Origin of the sequence: Bradyrhizobium sp. CCGUVB1N3, from assembly GCF_024199925.1 — a bacterium.
GTDB lineage: Bacteria > Pseudomonadota > Alphaproteobacteria > Rhizobiales > Xanthobacteraceae > Bradyrhizobium.
Window position 1 is genome coordinate 4,625,210 of record NZ_JANADR010000001.1, and the last position, 18,042, is coordinate 4,643,251.

The following is an 18,042-nucleotide window of genomic DNA, read 5'->3' on the forward strand; positions in this document are numbered from 1 at the left end:
CATCTTTGGCGCATCGCATTCTCATCGTCGACGACGAAGGCCACATCCGCGAAGTCATCCGCGTGGCGCTGAAGAAGGCCGGCATGGACGTGATCGAGGCACGCGACGGCAAGGAGGCGCTCAGCCGCTTTGCCGCCGACGGGCCCGACCTGATCGTGCTCGACATCGGCATGCCGGAATTCGACGGGCTCGAGGTCTGCCGCGAAGTGCGCAAATCCTCCGACGTGCCGATCCTGTTCCTGTCGGCGCGCGACGAGGAGATCGACCGCGTGCTCGGGCTCGAGATCGGCGGCGATGACTATGTGACGAAGCCGTTCAGCCCGCGCGAGCTGGTTGCGCGTGTCAATGTCATCCTGCGACGACTCGGCCCGCGCAACGGCGACGCCAAGACAGGTTCGGCCGCACTCTCGCAAGGCGGCCTCCTGGTCGATCCCGAGCAGCATGTCGCATCCTTTGCGGGCGTGCCGCTCAAGCTGACCGCGATCGAGTTCGGCATCTTGCGTGCGTTCCTGACGCGGCCGACCTCGGTCTTCAACCGAGAGCAATTGATGCGGGCGGCCTATCAGCTCAACATCCAGGTCTCCGACCGCACCATCGACAGCCACATCCGCAACATCCGCGCCAAGCTCGCGGCGCAGAGCTGCGACAGCGTGATCGAGACCATTCACGGCGTCGGCTTCAAGCTCGGGCGCTGCGAGAAAGAGGCATGAGCGCCGCGCCCGACAAATGGCGGCCCTCGCTCGGGCTCGTGATCTTTGCGGTGCTGGCCACGGTCGCCGTGCTGCCGCTGGTCGGGCTGTTCTTCTTCCGCCTTTACGACAACCAGCTCATCCGCCAGACCCAGGCCGAGCTGATCGCGCAGAGCCGGGTGATCGCGACGATCTACGCGCAGGAGGTTTTGGCACGGCTCGACGACGGCATCGCGCTCGGCCCCGAGGTCGCGCCCGGCGTGCTGCCCGATCCCGGCGACCAGTTCACGCCGATCCGCCCGGCGCTCGACCTGACCGCCAATGATCTGTTGCGGCGGCGACCTGACGCGATGCCTGCGACGCGGCCGGCGGATCAGGCCTATGTCGAGATTGGGGCAAAGCTGATGCCGGTCATCCGCGAAACCCAGAAGGTGACGCTCGCCGGCTTTCGGATCCTCGATCCCAACGGCGTGGTGATTGCGGGCCGCCAGGAGGTCGGGCAGTCGCTCGCCCATATCGAAGAAGTCACAGAGGCGCTGCGCGGGCAATACCGCGCCACGCTGCGCAACCGCGTGCCGGACAAGCCGCCGCCGCCGATCTATTCCTTCAGCCGGGGCCTGGGCGTGCATGTGTTCTCGGCAATGCCGGTCGTCGTCAACAACCATGTCGCCGGTGTGGTCTATGCAACGCGCACGCCGAGCAACATTTTTGACCATCTCTACCAGGAGCGCGGCAAGTTCATCCTGGCGGGGTTCGCCGTCGTCCTCGGCACGATCGCGATCGGCCTCGTGTTCTCCCGGACCATCACGCTGCCGATGCGCGAGCTGATCGACCGCGCGGCCCGGATCGGCCGCGGCGACCGCGAGGCATTCCGACCGCTGAAACATTACGGGACACGCGAATTCGCCCAGCTCTCGCACAGCTTCCTCGGCATGGCCGAGCAGCTCGCGCGGCGATCGGACTACATCGCGACGTTCTCGGCGCACCTGACCCACGAGCTGAAATCACCGCTGACCTCGATCAAGGGCGCGGCCGAGCTGTTGCAGGATTCGCTGCAAGGCAAGCCCGACAGCCTGACGCCGGCAGAGCAGAAGACGTTCGTCGCCAACATCCTCTCCGATGCCGAGCGGCTGGAGGCTATGGCGCAGCGGCTGCGAGAGCTGGCGCGGGCCGAAAGCCTGCCGCAGAACGAGCGCACCGAGCTGGCACCCGTCATCGGCGACCTCAAAAGCCGTTTTCCGGCCGGCACCATCACGGCCAGCGGGAGCCTCGACCGGCCAATCGGGATGTCCGGCGAGAAGGCACTGATCGTGCTGTCGCACCTCGCCGATAATGCGATGCGGCATTGCGCCAGACATATCAGGCTGGAGGCAGTCGACGAGCGCACCACGGTGCGGCTGACGGTGAGCAATGACGGCGAGCCGATCTCGGCGCCGAACCGCGAGAGGATCTTCGATGCCTTCTTCACCACTCGGCGGGAGTCGGGCGGTACCGGAATGGGGCTAGCGATTGCGCGCGCGGTGATGGCGAGCCATGGCGGCTCGATCGAGCTGAAGCCGACCGACGAAGGTGCGGCCTTCGAGCTGCAGTTTCCGGCGGCTTAAGCCGCCTCAGATCGCGAACACCCAGGCGGCGACGATGGTGCCGAGCGTGACCAGGCCCGCGATAGTCCAGCCCGCGGCATATTCCAGCTCAGGATGACCGGTCGCCCGCATGATCTCGTTCGGATCGGCGGTGTGCTTCCAATGCTCTGCCATGACAGCCTCGCACGTTTTTGTGCTTGTCTCATTAAGTCGCGCGAGGGGCGATTTGGTTCCATCACGGAAGTGCGAGGAGCCGCACGCGCACGGTGGCCGCGCGTATCAGGACTGCTTTCCTAGCGTCGGTTGCGTGCTAGACTGCGCAGGCGCATTCCGCGGCAGGAGGGACGCATGGCCGACAACAAGTCCAAACGGGGCGGGGCCGATCGCGCCCTGATCGCGCTCGGCGAGCGCTACGAGGTCGCCTACTGGTCGAAGAAGTTCAAGGTCACGCCGGCCAAGCTGAAATACGCCGTCAAGAAGGTCGGCCACTCCGCCAAGAAGGTCGAGGCCTACATCAAGCTCCAGAAGCACCGCGCCGGCGACAAGATGCGGATCGCGCTCAGCGAGCCCTACGAGGTCCGCTACTGGTCCAAGAAGTTCAAGATCACGCCCGCCAGGCTGAAGGCGGCAGTGGCTGCAGCCGGCCATTCTTCGAAAAAGGTCGAGGCCTATCTCGCCGGCCAGAAAGCCGCGAAGAAGAAGGCGGTCAAGAAAAGAAGAGCTGCGAAGAAGGCGTCCAAGCGCAGGAAGGCGGCCTGAGATGAAGCTTGGGAAGCTGATCCTTGCGGCGTCGCTCGCGTTGGGCGGCGCAACGGTCGCGCAGGCCGCCGATACCGCCTCGACGATCTCGGGCTCGACAGCGCTGGCGCTCGCCGGCGTCGTCGCGCCGCTATCGCCCATCCTGGCCTCCGGCGAGAAGAAGGCGATCGCGATGCTGTTCGCGGCCAACAGCGACATTCCCTACAAGAAGCCGATCGCCGTGACGGCCGACCGGATCGTTTGCCGCACCGGCAACGTCGACATTACCGTGCGCAACTGCGAGGTGACCTTCGGCAAGAAGGTCAAGACCGTGAACGGCTCCACGGCCAACGAGATTTATGCCACCGAGGCGCTCGCCGGCGTGCCGGCGGACGGCGCTGCGGGATCGAACTTCGAGAGCCTGTCGAAGCTGAGCTGCACGATCGATCCGAACGCCATCCGCCAGAAGGACGGCAGCGGCGCGAGTTGCACGTTCCAGCCGGGGAATTAGAGCGCGCCGTCAAATCGCCCCAACGGCAATCAATAAGGCTCCTTGATGGGCCAAGCCGGAACGCGAGCCGGCGCTTGAGCGCTCAGCACGGCACATAACAATGAAAAACTATCTCGCATTCTTCCTTTTGCTGACCATTACGACCGCCTCCGCGCACGGGCTGTTTCCCGCCCGGCCGCAACCGCCGTCCGATCTGATGCGCAAAGGCCTCACCGACACCGATACGTCCGCCGGAGGCACGGCGCGGCTGTGCGATCAGGTCGCGTTCTCGAGGGGCCTGCGCTATGGCGACAGCGCGCAAAACGTCCTTGACGTCGCAGCCAGCGAGACCAAGGCGGCAACGCCGCAGCCGATCCTGCTGTTCGTGGCCGGCGACAGCTTCACTGGCGACAGCGCCGCACCCGGCACGGCGCGCGAGTTCCAGGATGAGGCGATGTGCTTTGCCGCGCGCAACGGCATGATCGGCGTGCGCGTGAACTACCGCCTTGCACCGGCGGCGCCTTGGCCGTCCGGCGCGCGCGACGTCGCGGCCGCCCTGTCCTGGATCCACCAGAACGTCGACCTCTTCAACGGAGATGCCCGCGAGATCGTCGCGGTTGGCTATGCCGCCGGCGCCTTCCACGTCGCGAGCCTGCTGGCGCATCCGGAGCTGCAGGGCACCGACACCGACGTTGCCGGCGTCGTACTGATCTCCGGCATTTATCGTGCGGGCAAGGACGCGAGCGACACCGAGAAGGCCTATTTCGGCTCCGACGCGGCCCAATACGACAAGCGCTCCGCTTTCCCCGGCATCCTCCAGGTCGAGGAACCGATCGTGCTGGCCTGGGCCGCGGCTGATCCCGCAGGGCTGGTGACGCAGGGCGAAGCGCTGAAGCAGGCGCTTTGCGGCGCCGGCCACTGCCCGCGCACGACCATCCTGCACACCCGCGACGGCATTGCCTCCGTGTTCGGACTCGACGGCTCCGCCGACAGCCTCGCCGAGCCGACGCTACTGCTGGTCCGCCAGCTCGAGGCGCGCGGATTGCCGTAGCCGGCCGGCTTTCGACGCGTCAGCACGGCTGCCGCTTGGGTGGACAGCGCACGGGACACAGGAAAGACAAATCCTTGACCTAGATCAAGCGCTCTTGATGCCGATTGCGCCGACCTCCACGAAGCGGTCCAAGATCAAGGTGTCGAACATGCGTGTGACCGGCAGGATGCTGTTCGCGTTGATGGTCGCCGTCGCCTCGCTGGGCGCCATGTCGCAGGAGCGCGCGGAAGACCCGGCGACCGTTTCCGAGATTCGCATCGGCAACGTCATGCCGTATTCGGGGCCGCTCTCGGAATTCGGCGCGATTGGCAAGGCGGAGGCCGCCTATTTCGACATGATCAACGAGCGCGGCGGGATCAACGGCCGCAAGGTCCGCTTCATCACGCGCGACGACAATTCCGATCCTGCGACCGCGCTGGAGCTGACGCGGGGACTGGTCGAGAAGGACGAGGTACTGTTGATGTTCGGCTCGTTCGGCACGCCCGGCAATCTCGCCACGCGCTGGTATCTCAACGAGCGGAAGATCCCCCAGCTCTTCGTCGCATCCGGCGACGAGGAGATGAGCCGGCCGCGGGCGTTTCCCTGGACGATGGGCTGGCAGCCCTCCTACAAGGCGGAAGGGCGCATCTACGCCAACTACATCCAGGCCTATTATCCCAGGCGCAAGATCGTCGTGCTCTGGCAGAACGACCAGTTCGGGCGCGATCTGTTCAAGGGTATCGAGGAAGGCTTGGGCGACCTCAACCGCTTCGTCGTCGTCGATATCGCCTTCGACATTGCCGACGAGCATCTCGACACCCACGTCTCCGTCCTGAAGCAGTCCGGCGCCGAGGTGTTCGTCTTTGCCGGCGTGCCGAGCACCGCGGCCCGGGTGATCAAGATGGCAGCCGGCTTCAACTGGCATCCGGTATTCATCCTGAATGATGCTGCGGCCTCGATCGCCAATGCGCTGATCCCGGCAGGAATCGAAAATTCGGCCGGCGTGATCTCGGCGGCATTCCTGAAGGACCCGAGCGACCCAGCCTGGAAGGACGACCCCGGCATGAAGGACTGGCTCGCCTTCATGGACAAGTACAACCACCCGGAAAGCCAGAACAACAGCGCCGCGCTCTTTGGCTATGCGGCGGCGGAAGCACTCACGCAGGTGCTGAAGCAATGCGGTGACGACCTGTCCCGCGAGAACGTGATGCAGCAGGCCTCCTCGCTCCGGGACTTTCAGCCTTCGGTCGCGCTGCCCGGCATCAAGATGAACACGCGGCCGGACAATTATCTGCCGATCAAGCAGATGCGGCTCGAGCAGTTCGACGGCCGCACCTGGCAGTCGTTCGGCGACGTGATCGAGACCGCGTTCACCGAAGGCCGGAAACGCTGACCGGCCTCACGCGGGCTTGAGTGAAGCCAGCGCGTTCTCCAGGAGCGAGCGCACCCGCGCGGCATCGCCCGATTTCACGACCGACGGATCGAGATAGAGCTCCAGGCCCGGAACGCGCTCGGTGATGATCCCGCTCTTTGCTGCTCCCCCGTCGCTCAGCGCATCGACCGAATAGGGAATGACCTCGCGGCTGATGCCCTTCATGGTGATCGCCGGCAGCGCATGCGCGGTGACGACGTCGCTGACCAATGCGAAGGTCTCGTAGCTCAGCACGATGCCACCGGGCTCGGCGATCGATTGCAGGCGCGCGGCGAGGTTCGCCTCGGCGCCGATGATCGTGTAGTCCATGCGGTCGCTGCTGCCGAAATTGCCGACGTTGCAATAGCCGGAATTGATGCCCATGCGCGACTTGAAGGGCTGCTCGATGCCGGAGGCGCGCCATTTGGAATTGAGCTCGGCGAGGCGCTGCTGCATGCGCCAGGCCATCCGCAGGCAAGCTTGTGCGTCGGCGCGGTCGCCCTTGGTCTCGGGATCGCCGAAGAAGATCAGCATGGCATCGCCGATGAACTTGTCGATGGTGCCGCCATGTTCATGCGCAATCGCCGACATCTCGGTGAAATATTCGTTGAGGAGCTGGGTCAGAAGTTCCGGCTGGAGCCGCTCGGCGGTCGCGGTGAAATTCTGGATGTCGGAAAAGAAGATGGTGAGCTTCTTGCGCTCGGTGTGGATGGTGACGTCCTTCTGCCCGCTGAAGATGCTCTTGTAGACCTGCGGCGGGATGTAGCGCGAGATCTTCATCGAGAGCGAGGCGAGGAAGTCGTTGGCGGATTCGAGCTCCTTGTTCATCGACTTGATGCGGTTGGCCTGACGGCGCTGCATTGAAAGGAAGGAGAGCCCGCTGCCCGCCGCGATGAAGAGATAGGCGAGCAGGAATTTGAACGAGAAGATGTTCGCGGCGATCGGCTGCGCGATGATCACCTCCTGGATGCCCCTGACGTCGCCAACCTTCCAGTCCTTCTTCGGGCTTTCGGGATGGCTGTTGTGGCAGCTCACGCAGGCCGGCCCCATCGTCACCGGCGCGACCAGACGGACCTTGTCGTTGAAAAGCGAGGTTTCGGTCTCGACGATCTTCTTCTCGGGGTCGGCGCGCAGGGCCTCCAGCGCATCCTTCTCGAACTTGTCGAGCTGGTGCGGGGCGCGATTCTGGAACGGGAAGTCGGAGACGAAGCGGTAGGTGATGTTCTCCTGCTGGGCGCCGATCACGCGCCCGAGCTCGAGCGACAATGTCGCGGGGATCGGGATCGCACCCGGCACGGATTCGTAATTGTGCACCACTTTGGTGCTGCCGTTGGGATTGGCGAGGATCCGCCCGACCACGTTGGTGGCGTAGTAGCTGCGCACGCTCGTGATCACCGAATTGAGGTCGGCAGCCTGCCGGCGCAGCGCCGCCTTGCTGAGCTCGGTCAGGTCGAGCCACACCGCGAGCGGCAGCGCAAGCAAGAGGAAGGCGATCACCACGCCGGTCAAGATACCGTTCTTGCGTTGCTCTTCGGAGATCGCTTGTTTCACTCTATGGCTCCGTTGTGTGCGTTCTTGTCGCGATATCCGCCTCCGCGACGCAAGATGCGGCGGCACAGAGCCCGTAAACGCAGGCCGGCGCAACCCCATTTTATGGTGGTCGCGGCAGGCGCCTTTTCGTTTCATGACGAATGTTTAAGATCGGCATCAACCTGCATTGATTGATCCGGAGCCAGTGCCCATGACCGAGACCATCCGTATCAAGCGCCTGGTCGCGCGCCCCGTGATCGTGCCGATGAACCTGCCGCTCCAGACCTCGACTGGCGCAGTCGCCAGAGCGCCCCTGGTGCTGATCGACTGCGAGACCGACCAGGGCGCGCGGGGCCACGCCTATCTGTTCTCGATCACGCCGGCCGCCTTGAAGCCACTGACGGCGATGGTCACGGAAATGTCAGACCTGCTCGCAGGCGACGAGCTGCTGCCGTTCGAGATCGAGCGCAAGCTGACCCAGCGCTTCACGCTGCTCGGGCTCGCCGGCTTGCAACGCCTGGCGCAATCCGGCATCGACATGGCGGCGTGGGACGCGCTGGCGCGCGCCAAGGGCCTGCCGCTCGCGCGCCTGCTCGGCGGCGCACCAAAGCCGTTGCGCGCCTACAATTCCAAGGGACTCGGCATCATGCCGGTGGGTGCGGCCGTGGACGAGGCGCAAAAACTGCTCGCCGAAGGCTTTCACGCCGCAAAGATCCGCGTCGGTCGCCCCAATGCGCGGGAGGATCTCAACGTCGTGCGCGCGGTGCGCAAGGCGGTCGGCGACCAGGTGACGCTGATGTGCGACTACAACCAGGCGCTCACGGTGGCGGAAGCGATCCGTCGCGGCGAAATGCTCGACGACGAAGGCTTGCTCTGGATCGAGGAGCCGATCCGCCATGACGACTATGCCGGCTGTGCCCGCATTGCGGACGCGCTCCGCACCCCGGTCCAGATCGGCGAGAATTTCGATAGCGCCTTTTCGATGCAATCCGCACTTTCCGCCGAAGCCTGCGACTTCGTGATGCCCGACGTGCAGCGGATCGGCGGCGTCACCGGCTGGCTGCGCGCCGCCTCGCTTGCGCATGCCGCCGGCATCGAGATGTCGACACACCTGTTCTCTGAGGTGAGCGCACATCTTCTCTGCGTCACGCCGACGGCGCATTGGCTGGAATATGTCGACTGGGCCGACGCCGTGCTGGCGACGCGGCTAACCATCAAGGACGGCTTTGCGCTGCCGAGCGAGGAGCCCGGCAACGGCATTCAATGGGATGAGGCGGCGGTTGCCAGATATCTCGTCAGCTAGTCGTTGTAGGGTAAACGTCCCGGCGGCTCTGCTGCCCTCTTCAAGCCGCAATTTACCAATGCTGTGCTCTGACTTGCGCCTGCGAAATCGGCTATCGCTGCCAATCGAGGTCCAACATGGGCGATCCAATCTTTCGCAGAAGCGATGGTGTCTGGCTGAATGAGCCGGAACGATGGACTGCGCAGGGCGACAGCCTCCAGATCGTCACTGACAACGCTACCGATTTCTGGCGGCAAACCCACTACGGCTTCAACCGCGACAGCGGGCATTTCCTGGGCTTCCCCACCGGCGAGGCGTTCACTGCCGAGTTGCGTGTGCGGGGCGACTTCCAGGCACTCTACGATCAGGCGGGCATCATGGTGCGCATCGACGCGGAGCATTGGATCAAGGCCGGCATCGAGTTTTCAGACGGACGCGCAATGCTTGCGAGCGTGCTGACCGACGGCCGATCCGATTGGGCGACAGCGCCCTATGAGCAGGATGCCCGTGACTTTCGCCTGCGCGCAACCGTCGTGAACGGCGTCCTTCGCCTCCAGGTTTCGGCCGATGGCAAGCTTTGGCCACTGATGCGCCTGGCGCCATTTCCCAGGGCCAACTCCTACCTGGTGGGACCGATGGCCTGCACGCCCGAGCGGGCCGGGATGGAGGTCGCTTTCTTGGCCTTCCAGCTGATACCGCCGCTCGGCAAGGATCTCCACGATCTCAGCTGAGGGCCGGCCCATCGTGCCGGGAGCAGGATTTCAAAGTATGACCACAGCCCGCTGCGTACTCCTGGATCTCGACGGAACGCTGGTCGATTCGCAGCCAGGCATTTTCGCAAGCTGCGTGGCTACTCTGCGAGCGCTCGGACACGACCCCGGCGAAGCGCTCGACATCAAGCGCGCCATCGGGCCTCCGCTCGAAGAGATGTTGCAGGCTTTGCTCAGGGCGCGCGGAGACGACCGGATCGATGAAGCCGTGGCGGCCTATCGTCAGCACTACGGCGAAAGCGGTCTGCTCGGAAGCGAGCCTTACCCCGGTATCTGCGGCGCGCTCCAAGACATACGGCAAGCCGGATTGCGGCTCTACCTCGCTACATCGAAGCGCGAAGTCTTTGCCCGGCGCATCCTGGAGAACCTGAAACTGGTAATGTATTTCGACGCCATCTACGGCTCGGTGCCCGGCGGCACGCTGGATCATAAGCCTCAACTGCTCGCCCATATCCTGTCTGAACAGGATATCCATGCTTCGCACAGTCTGATGGTCGGGGATCGCCGGCATGACATCGTCGGGGCTCGCGCGGTCGATATGCGCTGTCTTGGCGTGCTTTGGGGATATGGCAGCCGAGACGAGCTTGAAGCGGCTGGCGCCGACCAGTTGGTGGAGCGGACCTCTGATCTCGCGCGCATGGTCTTGTCGATGCTGAACGGATAGCTCGGTTCGCAGCGCCGCCGGAAGCAGGCATCATAGCCAAGCGCTACCGCGTATCCGCCCCCGTGATTCCCTTGCGGGCCGCCATTCGCTCGATCCACATGCAGCGGCGAGCGGCTCGGCCTGAGCGCGCAACGCCCGACGTCCCCTCGCCGGCCAGCAGCAGCGGCGCGATGTTCTCGCGCAGCGCGCGGCAGCGCCCAAGCTCGGCCTGCCAGTCGATGATCCGCGCCTCGGCGCCCGACGCGATCAGCGCCAGCATCGCCATCGCAACACATGTCGTCTTCATTGATCGCTCGCCGACGCGCATCGTCGAAACAATGACAAGTGCAGTTTGTGCCAGACCGTCGCCCACTGACGGAACACCCTGTGTCATCGGACGAACACCCCGCGCAACTACATCAGGTGCATTCCATATCACCTTCTACCATAATGTGTACGGGCGAGTCGGGGGAGCAGTCATGAGCGGGATTGGGGACGATGCCGAGCTGGAAGAAGTCGTGGAACGAGGAAGACATCAAGAAACTTAAGTCGCTCGCTGGCACCATGCCGGTGACGATGATTGCAAAGGAGCTTGGCCGCACGACCGGCACTGTACTCGCAAAAGCTGTGGAGCAGAACATCCCGATCAGGCACCGGACGGACGAGGTGACGTCGGCCAGCTAGTCCGCTACCCGCGCGTTCGCCGGTAGCGGAAGTCGCAATGACCGGCGCCCTGCATGATGGTCTGCGTGCGCGTGAGGCTGATGTCGGGGCCGAACCCTTCCGCGGTCGCAAAGTCGGCAGTGCAGACGATGAGGAAGCCGAGCTCGGGCTCACCGAGCGCCTGGTAGAACTCCGCATAGGCGCATCGCGTCACGTCGAAGGCGAACGCATCGTGTGACTGCTCGATGATTTCGAGCTCGAGCGCATCGTCGCGGGCGTAGGCCCCAAAGGCGGACGACACGGCCTTGCCGAGGTCCGGCTCGTTCTTCGCCCGCCAGAACTGCTCGCCGTAGCGGCGGTAGAGATCGCCGAGCGTCTGGCGCACCAGCGCGTTCGCACGCGCCTCGCCCAGTTCCGCCTGGAGCGCCCTCACGAGGGGGATCAGAACCTGAGCCTGGATTTTCGCCTGCTCAATGACGGAAACGCTCATGGCGGCCTCGCGTCCGTTGGCTTGCCTGCGCGACGCCAAGCCGCTACGGCGAAGACATAATGGCTTGCCGCTGTAGCTCGCGGACAAAAGCCCGCCGGCGCCCTTTGGGCTTCGGCGCGGCATCCTTCTCTCGCTTCGCGAGCGAAGGATGGTGGGCACGACAGGGATCGAACCTGTGACCCCTACCATGTCAAGGTAGTGCTCTCCCGCTGAGCTACGTGCCCTAGAGGTCCAAAGAAAATCGGGTGCGGTCCCTATAACGGCTCAGGAGAGCCCGCGCAAGGACGGAAGGCGCGCCTTCTTAGGCCGCCAGCATCTTGTTCACTTCGCTCACCAATTCCCGCAAATGGACCGGTTTGGACAGGACCTTGGCGTTCTTGGGGGCCTCAGAATCCGAGTTCAGGGCCACGGCGGCGAAGCCGGTGATGAACATGATCTTGATGTCGGGGTCGAGTTCCGAGGCCCGGCGGGCGAGCTCAATGCCGTCCATCTCCGGCATCACGATGTCGGTCAGCAGCATCTCGAACGGCTCTTCCCGCAGCCGCTGATAGGCCGACATGCCGTTGTCGTGGGAGGAGACCTGAAAGCCGGCGTTTTCCAGCGCCTTGACCAGGAAGCGGCGCATGTCGTTGTCGTCTTCGGCGAGCAGGATTTTTGGCATGGCAGGAAACGTCGAATCCCCGGGAGCTACGGTAGTGTTCACTAAGCCCGACAGAGGGTAAATTTCGGGTGAAAGATGCACCCTCGCCCCCCGTGCGGCGCACCTTTTGTGAACCGGAATGCGGCACGAATCAATCGAGCCCTGCATCCGCGATGCCTGCACGGTTAAGACACGTTCCAGCGACGCACCCGTACTTTTCACTTGGCAGAATGGTTGCGATTCCTGACAATGACCGCACATAAGAGCCTCGCTTTGCCGGCCTGTTCGAGTCCAATCCGGATTGTCGCGGACATAGAGGGACGAAACTGACCAAGATGACCCGGTTTGACGGCGACTTGTCGCCACCGTTCGAGATCATCGAGCCCACCGAGTGGCGGGCGCCGATCATCTTCAACTCGCCCCATTCCGGCTCGGTCTATCCGGACGATTTTTTGGCAGCCTCACGCATCGACCTGTCGACGCTCCGCCGCTCGGAAGATTCCTTCATGGACGAGCTGATCGGGCATTTGAGCACGCGCGGCTTTCCGGTCGTGCGCGTCAATTTCCCGCGCTCCTATGTCGATGTGAACAGAGAGCCTTACGAGCTCGACCCGCGGATGTTCTCCGGCCGGCTGCCGAGCTTTGCCAATACCCGCTCGATGCGCGTTGCGGGCGGGCTCGGCACCATCCCGCGCGTCGTCGGCGACGGCCAGGAGATCTATCGCGACCGGATCGCGGTCGACGACGCGCTGGCGCGAATCGAGACGCTCTACAAGCCGTATCACCGCGCGCTGAGGCGGCTGATCAACAAGGTGCACCAGATGTTCGGCACCGTGATGGTGGTCGACTGCCACTCCATGCCCTCGGTCGGCGTCTCCCGTGACGAGCCGCGCCGGCCCGACGTCGTGATCGGCGACCGCTACGGCACGAGCTGCACGCCGTTGCTTCCCGACCGTGTCGAGGAGACCTTGAGCGGGCTCGGCTATTCGGTCGGGCGCAACAAGCCGTATGCCGGCGGCTTCATCACCGAACACTACGGCAATCCGGCGAGCGGCCTGCACGCGGTTCAGCTCGAGCTCAACCGCGCGATCTACATGGACGAGCGGCGGCGCGAGCGCGGCCCGCGCTTCGACCAGGTCGCAGCGGATTTCGCTATACTGTCGGACGTGCTCGCCACGACCATTCCGTTCGGCGATCTCGGCCCGTTCCAGGCTGCGGCCGAATAAGCGGAAACATTTTTCGCGCCTATCGCAGGTCGCGACGACGGCCGCATCAACACGCGATCCGATTTTCGCTTCGCGCTGATGCGCGCATCGAAATGAAAGCGATCGACGCAGAATGCAGGCAAGAAAAAAGGGCCGCTTGTTATGAGCAAGCGGCCCAAGTCTAGGGAGGAAACGCCCAAGGAGGGCAGCGGTAACGCGAGGCGCTACCGCACCGCAACAATATGCGACTGCGCTGCACAAAGTGCAAGGGCTTTTGAGCCGTTTCCCATGCAAAAAACACAGAGCTCCAATGCCCCCGCAGAAACCCGGATTCAGTTTCTTTGATAAGGAATTTCAATGGGTTGATCATCGTTTGCATACCAACGAGGCATGCCCGGAACTAAGCTCTCAAACCCATGATCGATATTTGGTCAGCGGATGGCTCGGCGGGGCGGCACTGGGGACTGCATCCAAAATACCAGGGTGCAATTCAAGAGAGCGCTGCCCGAGCCTCTCGATTTGAGCTAGGCAATAGCCCAACATTCGTTTGGCTTTCGGGTTCAAGGGACAGGCCTGTGACGGTGATCGATTTCTCAGCCTTCATCGGACGGCTTGCCACCGCCTCCGGCGAAACCATTTTGCCGTTCTTCCGCACCTCGCTGTCCATCGACGACAAGAGCAAGACCAAGGATTTCGACCCCGTCACCGAGGCCGACCGCGCCGCTGAGGCCGTGATGCGGCGGCTGATCAAGGCCAACTTCCCCCAGCACGGCATCGTCGGCGAGGAATTCGGCAACGAGCGGGAGGACGCCGACTATGTCTGGGTGCTCGACCCAATCGACGGCACGAAATCCTTCATCGGCGGCTTTCCGATCTGGGGCACGCTGATCGCCCTGTTGCACAGAGGCACGCCGGTGTTCGGCATGATGCACCAGCCCTTCATCGGCGAACGGTTTTCCGGCGACAACGGCTCGGCCAATTATAAGGGCCCCTCCGGCGAGCGCCGCCTGCAGGTCCGCCGTTGCGCCTCGCTTGCCGAAGCGACGACCTACACCACGAGCCCGCTTCTGATGAACGAGCGCGACCGCGCCATCTTCGGCCGCATCGAGAAGGGCGCGCGGCTGTCGCGCTATGGCGGCGACTGCTACTCCTACTGCATGCTGGCCGCCGGTCACGTCGACCTCGTGGTCGAGACCGAGCTGAAACCCTACGACATCGCGGCGCTGATCCCGATCGTCACCGGCGCCGGCGGCATCGTCACGACCTGGGAAGGCAAGCCGGCGCAAGGCGGCGGCCGCATCATCGCCGCCGGTGATCCCCGCGTGCACGAAGAAGCGCTAAAACTCCTCAACCAATAACAAAGCGAGCGGAGGACTTGCATGACCGTCTCACGCAGGCTTCTCTCTCAATTGCTATTGGGATTGCTGCTGCTCCTGCCGTCACTGGCGGTGGCTGAGGATTTTCCCGCCAAGCCGATCAAGCTGATCGTGCCGTTCCCGGCCGGCGGCCCCAACGACATCATCGCCCGGGTGATCGGCCAGCGCATGTCCGAGATCACCGGCCAGCCCGTCCTGATCGACAATCGCGGCGGCCAGGGCGGCGTGCTCGGCACCGACGCGGTCGCAAAGGCAGCTCCCGACGGCTACACCATCGCGATCTCCAGCGCGGGCGCGCTCGCGATCAGCCCGAGCATGGAGAAGGTCGCCTATGACACGCTCACCGACCTGACGCCTGTCACGCTGGTCGCAACCGTGCCGGAGATGCTGGTGGTCGCCACCAACGTGCCGGCGCAGAACATGACTGAGCTGGTCGCGCTCGCGAAGGCTCAAGCCGGCAAGCTCAACTTCGCCTCCTCCGGCCCCGGCAGCCTGCCGCATCTTGCCGGCGAATTGTTCAAGCTGACGGCGAAAATCGACATCGTGCACGTCCCCTATCGCGGAGCGGCGCCCGCGGTGAACGATCTCCTGGGCCAGCAGGTGCAGATGACCTTCCTCGATCTCCCCGTGCTGCTGCCGCAGATCAAGGCAGGCGCCTTGAAACCCATCGCCGTCGGCTCGCCCGACCGCGCGCCCACCGCGCCCGAGGTGCCGACCACGGCCGAAGCAGGTTTTCCGGACCTTCGGATCGAGAACTGGTACGGCATGGTGGCGCCGAAAGGCACGCCGAAAGAGATCGTCGACAAGCTACACCGCCTCGCGACGCAAGCGATGACTGATGCGGCGGTGAAGGAGAAGCTCGCCGCGCAAGGCGCGACGCTGATCGGCGATAGCCCCGAGCATTTTCGCACATTCATCGCGGACGAGACCGCAAAGTGGGCGAAGGTGATCAAGGACGCTGGAGTCGAGACGGCGAAGTAACCAGCGACTCGACGATTGGAGCGCCACGAGGCAGATGCGTTCCCTCCCCCTTGTGAAGAGGGAGCGCAGCGGAGTGTGCGGCTATCGTGGCCCTTACATCGCAGCGGCGCGCAGGTGCTCCACCAGCATCTTCGCCGGCCTTGCCAGCGTCTTGAAACTCCGCGCGCAGATCACGAGCTTGCGGTTGGCCCAGGGGTCGCGCAGGCGGACCATGGCGATCGGCATCGTTTTCGCGCAGCGCCGGGCGGCCGCTTCCGGTACCAGCGCGACGCCGACATCTGCGGCGACCATCTGGCAAATCGCATCGAAATCACGCAAGCGCGCGCGGAAATGCGGGCGCATGCCGAGCCGCGCGGCGTGTTTCGAGATATGGACCTGAAGCGCGGTAGCGCTTGTCAGGCCGACGAAGTCGCAATGGCCCGCCTCCTGAAAATCGATCTGGCGGCGGCCGGCGAACGGGCCGCGCCGCGACGTCACCAGCGTCAGGCGATCCTCGCTGAAGGGGAAGCGCTCGATGTGATCGGGCAGCGCGTGCTCGGCGGCAAAGCCGAGATCGGCGGCGCCCGCGGTGATCGCGGCGGCGATGTCCGTGCTCTCGCGCTCCTCGATGTCGACGGCGACGTCACGATGCTCGCGCAGGAAGCCCGCAAGCGCCTTCGGCAGATGCTCCGACAGTCCCGAGGTGTTGGCGAGGAAGTGCACGCTCGCCCGGACCCCGCTGGCAAAACCCGCGAGATCGCCGCGCATCGCCTCGACCTGGTGGATGACGAGCCGCGCATGATCGAGCAGGCTCTCGCCCGCGGCGGTCAACTCCACGCCGCGCCGCCCGCGCTTGAGAAGCGCAACGCCGAGCGCGTCCTCCAGGCCCTTGATCCGTGCGCTTGCGGAGGCCAGCGCCAGATGCGAGCGCTCGGCGCCGCGGGTGATGCTGCGCTGGTCCGCCACCGCGATGAAGAGCTGGAGGTCGACGAGGTCGAATCGCACGGGATAATCTCCTTCAGCCTTCGTCACAGACGAAGGCTAGCTCCGTAACCTCCAGATTGTGCCTTCCCCGCCGATCGGTCAATGTGGCCGGCATGATCGACCCGCTCATCATTCTGATTGCCGCCGTCTTCCTGCTCGCCGGATTCGTCAAGGGCGTGATCGGGCTCGGCCTGCCGACCGTGTCGATGGGCCTGCTCGCGGTGACCATGGCGCCGGGCCGGGCGATCGCCATCGTCATCGTGCCGGCGATCATCACCAACATCTGGCAGACCTTCGTCGGCCCTTATTTGCTCGACATCCTCAGGCGGTTGTGGCCGTTGATGCTCGGCACCGTGATCGGAAGCTGGCTCAATGCCGGCGCGCTGACCGGCCCCCATGCACGCTACGGCACGGTGGTGCTCGGTCTCCTGCTGGTGATCTACGCCATCGTCGGGCTGAACAAGTTCCAATTTCGCGTCGCGCCGCGGAACGAGAAATGGGTCGGCGGCGCCGTCGGCGTCGTTACCGGCGTGATCTCGGCCTCAACCGGCGTGCAGGTGATTCCGTCGATGCCGTTCATGCAGGCGATCGGCATGGAGAAGGACGAGCTGGTGCAGGCACTCGGCGTGTTCTTCACGGTCGCAACGCTGGCGCTCGCCTTCAACCTCACCGCGGGCGGGCTACTGACGCCAGCCAACGCCGTGCCGGGCATCGTCGCCATGGCCTGCGCCTTTGCCGGCATGTTCATCGGCCAGTCGCTGCGCTCGAAGATGCCGGCCGAAACATTTCGCCGCTGGTTCTTGATCGCGATGATCCTGCTCGGCCTCTACCTGGTCGGCAGCGCGCTTGCAAAGGAGCTTGTTTAGCGCGCTTCGAGCATCGCGACGCGGAAGCCGAGATAGACGAAGAGCCCGCCGAGCGCGCGGTTGATCCAGGCGATGATTCCGTCGGACCGCCGGAGCCGCAGCGCAGCCTTCGCGGCAAACGCCGCCAGGAACAGGCACCACAGCGTGCCCGTGCAGATAAAGATAAGGCCGAGCGTCAGGAAGGCGAGCGGCTTGTGCGGGGCATCGGCTGCGACGAATTGCGGCAGGAAGGCCAGGAAGAACAGCGCGACCTTGGGATTGAGCGCGTTGGTGAAGACCCCCTGGAGGAAAACCCGCCGCAGCGGCGTGCGCTTATCCTCGCCCGTCAGGGAACCCGCGAGCACGGGCCGCGACCACAGCATCTGCAAGCCGGTCAGCACCAGATAGGCCGCGCCCACCAGCTTTACGACCGAGAACGCGGTGGACGAGGCCATCAAGAGCGCCGAGAGACCGATTGCCGCGCCCGTGACGTGGAATAAGCAGCCGCAACTGATTCCGAACGTCGCCGCGGCCCCGCCGCGCCAGCCCAACTGCATGCTGCGGCCAATAACATAGACCGTATCCGGTCCCGGCGTGATGTTGAGGGCCACGCCCGACAGGACGAAGAGCCAAAGTTCGTGAATGCCGAGCATGTCGCGCATCCCTGAAGGCCACTCAAACGACCAGCTTAGTTGGTTCGGCGAGCTGCGTCC

21 protein-coding genes and 1 tRNA gene are annotated in these 18,042 nt (G+C 64.4%); 14 read left to right on the forward strand and 8 right to left on the reverse strand.

Going from position 1 to position 18,042, the window contains the following annotated elements; genetic code table 11:
• Positions 1 to 5: 5 nt before the first annotated feature.
• Both NLM33_RS22115 and NLM33_RS22120 read left to right on the forward strand, forming a co-directional pair.
• Entirely contained in the window at positions 6 to 710 is a 705-nt protein-coding gene (locus tag NLM33_RS22115) for a response regulator transcription factor (protein ID WP_254098684.1), read from the forward strand.
• Positions 707 to 2,293, forward strand: coding sequence for an ATP-binding protein (locus NLM33_RS22120; RefSeq protein ID WP_254098686.1), 1,587 nt, complete (start codon positions 707 to 709; stop codon positions 2,291 to 2,293). Before NLM33_RS22115 ends, NLM33_RS22120 begins: the two co-directional genes overlap by 4 nt.
• Positions 2,294 to 2,299: 6 nt before the next feature.
• Here the strand turns inward: NLM33_RS22120 and NLM33_RS22125 are convergent, their stop codons facing one another.
• Positions 2,300 to 2,446, reverse strand: coding sequence for a hypothetical protein (locus NLM33_RS22125; protein ID WP_254098688.1), 147 nt, complete (start codon positions 2,444 to 2,446; stop codon positions 2,300 to 2,302).
• A gap of 174 nt (positions 2,447 to 2,620) precedes the next feature.
• Here NLM33_RS22125 and NLM33_RS22130 point away from each other — a divergent pair, with 174 nt between their 5' ends.
• The 4 genes from NLM33_RS22130 to NLM33_RS22145 all read left to right on the forward strand — a co-directional run bounded on the left by NLM33_RS22130 (position 2,621) and on the right by NLM33_RS22145 (position 5,923).
• The gene (locus tag NLM33_RS22130; protein WP_254098690.1) at positions 2,621 to 3,031 is read left to right on the forward strand and encodes a DUF3606 domain-containing protein; all 411 of its coding nucleotides are present in this window, start codon (positions 2,621 to 2,623) and stop codon (positions 3,029 to 3,031) included.
• 1 nt (position 3,032) lies between these two features.
• On the forward strand, positions 3,033 to 3,521 hold the full coding sequence (locus NLM33_RS22135) for a hypothetical protein (protein WP_254098692.1): 489 nt from the start codon (positions 3,033 to 3,035) through the stop codon (positions 3,519 to 3,521).
• A 100-nt stretch (positions 3,522 to 3,621) separates the two neighbouring features.
• Complete coding sequence (locus NLM33_RS22140; protein WP_254098694.1) at positions 3,622 to 4,551, forward strand: alpha/beta hydrolase; 930 nt, start codon at positions 3,622 to 3,624, stop codon at positions 4,549 to 4,551.
• A 148-nt stretch (positions 4,552 to 4,699) separates the two neighbouring features.
• Entirely contained in the window at positions 4,700 to 5,923 is a 1,224-nt protein-coding gene (locus NLM33_RS22145) for an ABC transporter substrate-binding protein (protein WP_254105853.1), read from the forward strand.
• 6 nt (positions 5,924 to 5,929) lie between these two features.
• Here NLM33_RS22145 and NLM33_RS22150 read toward each other — a convergent pair whose 3' ends face one another.
• Complete coding sequence (locus NLM33_RS22150) at positions 5,930 to 7,492, reverse strand: adenylate/guanylate cyclase domain-containing protein (RefSeq protein ID WP_254098696.1); 1,563 nt, start codon at positions 7,490 to 7,492, stop codon at positions 5,930 to 5,932.
• Between the two features lie 190 nt (positions 7,493 to 7,682).
• On the opposite strand from NLM33_RS22150, the gene NLM33_RS22155 reads away from it, so the two are divergent.
• The 3 genes from NLM33_RS22155 to NLM33_RS22165 all read left to right on the forward strand — a co-directional run bounded on the left by NLM33_RS22155 (position 7,683) and on the right by NLM33_RS22165 (position 10,187).
• A complete protein-coding gene (locus NLM33_RS22155) occupies positions 7,683 to 8,774 on the forward strand; it encodes an enolase C-terminal domain-like protein (protein WP_254098698.1) in 1,092 nt (363 codons plus the stop codon).
• Between the two features lie 116 nt (positions 8,775 to 8,890).
• On the forward strand, positions 8,891 to 9,484 hold the full coding sequence (locus NLM33_RS22160) for a DUF1349 domain-containing protein (RefSeq protein ID WP_254098700.1): 594 nt from the start codon (positions 8,891 to 8,893) through the stop codon (positions 9,482 to 9,484).
• Positions 9,485 to 9,521: 37 nt separating this feature from the next.
• A complete protein-coding gene (locus tag NLM33_RS22165; RefSeq protein ID WP_254098702.1) occupies positions 9,522 to 10,187 on the forward strand; it encodes an HAD hydrolase-like protein in 666 nt (221 codons plus the stop codon).
• A 43-nt stretch (positions 10,188 to 10,230) separates the two neighbouring features.
• Here NLM33_RS22165 and NLM33_RS22170 read toward each other — a convergent pair whose 3' ends face one another.
• Complete coding sequence (locus tag NLM33_RS22170; RefSeq protein WP_254098704.1) at positions 10,231 to 10,473, reverse strand: hypothetical protein; 243 nt, start codon at positions 10,471 to 10,473, stop codon at positions 10,231 to 10,233.
• 191 nt (positions 10,474 to 10,664) lie between these two features.
• On the opposite strand from NLM33_RS22170, the gene NLM33_RS22175 reads away from it, so the two are divergent.
• Positions 10,665 to 10,850 (forward strand): hypothetical protein, encoded by a 186-nt coding sequence (locus NLM33_RS22175; RefSeq protein ID WP_254098706.1) that lies wholly within the window; start codon positions 10,665 to 10,667, stop codon positions 10,848 to 10,850.
• A gap of 4 nt (positions 10,851 to 10,854) precedes the next feature.
• Here the strand turns inward: NLM33_RS22175 and NLM33_RS22180 are convergent, their stop codons facing one another.
• The 3 genes from NLM33_RS22180 to cpdR all read right to left on the reverse strand — a co-directional run bounded on the left by NLM33_RS22180 (position 10,855) and on the right by cpdR (position 11,980).
• Positions 10,855 to 11,319 (reverse strand): L-2-amino-thiazoline-4-carboxylic acid hydrolase, encoded by a 465-nt coding sequence (locus NLM33_RS22180; RefSeq protein ID WP_254098708.1) that lies wholly within the window; start codon positions 11,317 to 11,319, stop codon positions 10,855 to 10,857.
• Between the two features lie 149 nt (positions 11,320 to 11,468).
• Positions 11,469 to 11,543: transfer RNA gene (locus NLM33_RS22185), tRNA-Val, on the reverse strand.
• A gap of 77 nt (positions 11,544 to 11,620) precedes the next feature.
• Positions 11,621 to 11,980, reverse strand: a complete 360-nt coding sequence (gene cpdR / locus NLM33_RS22190; RefSeq protein ID WP_254105854.1) for a cell cycle two-component system response regulator CpdR — start codon at positions 11,978 to 11,980, stop codon at positions 11,621 to 11,623.
• A gap of 314 nt (positions 11,981 to 12,294) precedes the next feature.
• Here cpdR and NLM33_RS22195 point away from each other — a divergent pair, with 314 nt between their 5' ends.
• The 3 genes from NLM33_RS22195 (at position 12,295) to NLM33_RS22205 (ending at position 15,521) form a co-directional block, all read left to right on the forward strand.
• Entirely contained in the window at positions 12,295 to 13,185 is an 891-nt protein-coding gene (locus tag NLM33_RS22195; RefSeq protein ID WP_254098710.1) for an N-formylglutamate amidohydrolase, read from the forward strand.
• Between the two features lie 554 nt (positions 13,186 to 13,739).
• Positions 13,740 to 14,522: a histidinol-phosphatase gene (hisN, locus tag NLM33_RS22200; RefSeq protein WP_254098712.1), complete on the forward strand. Its 783-nt coding sequence runs from the start codon at positions 13,740 to 13,742 to the stop codon at positions 14,520 to 14,522.
• 21 nt (positions 14,523 to 14,543) lie between these two features.
• Positions 14,544 to 15,521: a tripartite tricarboxylate transporter substrate binding protein gene (locus NLM33_RS22205; RefSeq protein ID WP_254098714.1), complete on the forward strand. Its 978-nt coding sequence runs from the start codon at positions 14,544 to 14,546 to the stop codon at positions 15,519 to 15,521.
• A 93-nt stretch (positions 15,522 to 15,614) separates the two neighbouring features.
• On the opposite strand, the gene NLM33_RS22210 is transcribed toward NLM33_RS22205, so the two are convergent.
• Complete coding sequence (locus NLM33_RS22210) at positions 15,615 to 16,505, reverse strand: LysR substrate-binding domain-containing protein (RefSeq protein WP_254098716.1); 891 nt, start codon at positions 16,503 to 16,505, stop codon at positions 15,615 to 15,617.
• Positions 16,506 to 16,597: 92 nt separating this feature from the next.
• Here NLM33_RS22210 and NLM33_RS22215 point away from each other — a divergent pair, with 92 nt between their 5' ends.
• Positions 16,598 to 17,350 carry a sulfite exporter TauE/SafE family protein gene (locus NLM33_RS22215; RefSeq protein WP_254098718.1) on the forward strand — a complete coding sequence of 251 codons (753 nt, stop codon included), beginning with the start codon at positions 16,598 to 16,600 and terminating at the stop codon, positions 17,348 to 17,350.
• Here NLM33_RS22215 and NLM33_RS22220 read toward each other — a convergent pair.
• A complete protein-coding gene (locus tag NLM33_RS22220; RefSeq protein WP_254098720.1) occupies positions 17,347 to 17,982 on the reverse strand; it encodes a LysE family translocator in 636 nt (211 codons plus the stop codon). The two genes, NLM33_RS22215 and NLM33_RS22220, sit on opposite strands and share 4 nt — an antisense overlap.
• Positions 17,983 to 18,042 lie beyond the last annotated feature (60 nt).